Annotated in this window: 2 protein-coding genes and 1 pseudogene; all 3 read right to left on the bottom strand. The window is 65.9% G+C overall.

The genetic code is table 11. The features are described 5' to 3' along the window. Positions 1-841, bottom strand: an 841-nt coding sequence (locus GOAMR_RS15595; protein ID WP_138943767.1) for a DUF222 domain-containing protein, incomplete at its 3' end; no start/stop codon positions are given. A gap of 146 nt (positions 842-987) precedes the next feature. Continuing rightward, positions 988-1275, bottom strand: a complete 288-nt coding sequence (locus GOAMR_RS25630) for a hypothetical protein (RefSeq protein WP_050942760.1) — start codon at positions 1273-1275, stop codon at positions 988-990. Positions 1276-1324: 49 nt separating this feature from the next. Then, a pseudogene (locus GOAMR_RS25910) lies at positions 1325-1651 on the bottom strand (DUF2330 domain-containing protein); the annotation flags it as partial. Positions 1652-1668 lie beyond the last annotated feature (17 nt).

Raw genomic sequence — 1668 nt, 5'->3', positions numbered from 1 at the left:
CACTACGTCGTGCCGCCACCCGGCGTGGGTCGGCCTTGCAGGCACAGTCGGCGAGAGCCTTGACCGATTCGAATGCGATGCGGGCGTTTTCGGCGGACATGGAGGCACCGAGGGCCGCCATGCCGTGTTCGCGGTCGGTGTCGAGCCACACGCCCCGGTCCTCGTGAGCCTGTTGACGCCGACGACGGACGCTGTCGGGGTCGCGGCGAAACACGATGCGGTCGCACATATCGCGCAGGCGGCCGCGGCTCCACGCGCCCGGCCGGCGGCGTAGCGTCGCCGCGATCTCGGTGTCGACTGCTTCGGCATGCTCGGTCCCGTCGACCAGATCAGTACGTGAGACCACGGTGGTGACATGGGTTTTGGTGATCAAGCCGTCACGGAGGCAGAGAGCGACGCGGGGGATCCGGTCGCGCAAGGCGACGGCTTCGTCGACGAGTCGTTCACCCATGGTCTGGGTGAGTGCGCCGGTCATAGCGATACGCGCGCCGAGCTGCGCGTGTGCATCCAGTAGGCGATGGTCGGCGGGTTGCGTCGTCACAAGTTCTGCGTGCAGTGCTGCGATGACCTCGTACTGGGCCCAGGCCGTGAACGATTCGACCGCCCGTACCGAGCTCAACGCCGTCATCAATTGCTCAACCCGAGCGGGACCGGATTCGCGTACCGCACCAGATTCGTCGCGATCCTCGACCGAACCCAAGGCGTCGCCCATGCTGCGGCTCAGTGTCTTCCAATGATCATCGCCGCGCGAATCGCCGGCGGGTGCAGTGGAATGCGGTTCGGTCACTCGTCGTCCCCCCGGTCGCGATTGCTGTGTGGTGTATGCGATGTGGCCGGGCAACCCCTCCCGGCCAGATCGACCTGATAACCATCAGAGTACTAGAACAGGTGAGCGAAATCGAGAGGATTCCGCCAAGTTGTTCGACTGATCGTTCCCGCGCGGCGAGTTACCGGCGACACGCCGCGTTGCTCGGAAAGTCCAGGAGATCAGGTTCGTCGACGGATCGCGACGACAGCTCCGGCACAAGCGATCACCAGGGCGATCATGCCGACGACCACCAGGAACGGCCCCGCCATGACGCCGAGGATCTTCACATCGGAGTCCCGGTAGATGACCTGCTGATAGGGGGAGTCGTCGGGGGCGTCGGCGAAGGCGAAGTCGGACGAAATGCTTTGCGGAACGGCGATGGTCGTCTGCACGGTGGTCAAGTAACGGCCGTCGTCGAGGCGTCCGGCGTAGACGGTGCGCACCCGGTTGCTCTGGGACGTCGGCATCGGATCGCAGCTGACGATGATCGGCGATGACGTACAGGTCGACCAGCTGGGGCCCGGTGGCCGCTACCGACATCCGCATCGGGTAGACGAGTTTTCCGGAGTTGAAGACCATCCGGATCGGGTCGAGCGGACCTGAGAGCGCGGCGCGTGAGGTGAGTTTGATCGCGACGAACGACCACCGCTCGGACACGTACGGCGCCAGCGCCGCGCTCACGGCCGGTTTGAGCTGGTAGCCGTTGCCGGACAACCACTTCTGCAATCCGGTGAGATCACCGCCCGTCAGGGTGGTGACGTCGAGCGGGCCGAGTTGTACGCGGCTCAGGACCTGTGGATCGGATGCGCCGGTTGCACCCCCGGGTGCGGCCGCGCCGGCCACGGCACCGTCGCCCGTCG

The sequence above is a fragment of the Gordonia amarae NBRC 15530 genome, assembly GCF_000241345.1.
Classification (GTDB): Bacteria; Actinomycetota; Actinomycetes; order Mycobacteriales; family Mycobacteriaceae; genus Gordonia; species Gordonia amarae.
This window is presented reverse-complemented; position numbering and strand designations above follow the sequence as displayed.

Bases quoted from the DNA above. Each gene is read 5' to 3' on its own strand.
- GOAMR_RS25630 (WP_050942760.1), bottom strand. From the start codon at position 1,275: ATGCCGACGTCCCAGAGCAACCGGGTGCGCACCGTCTACGCCGGACGC.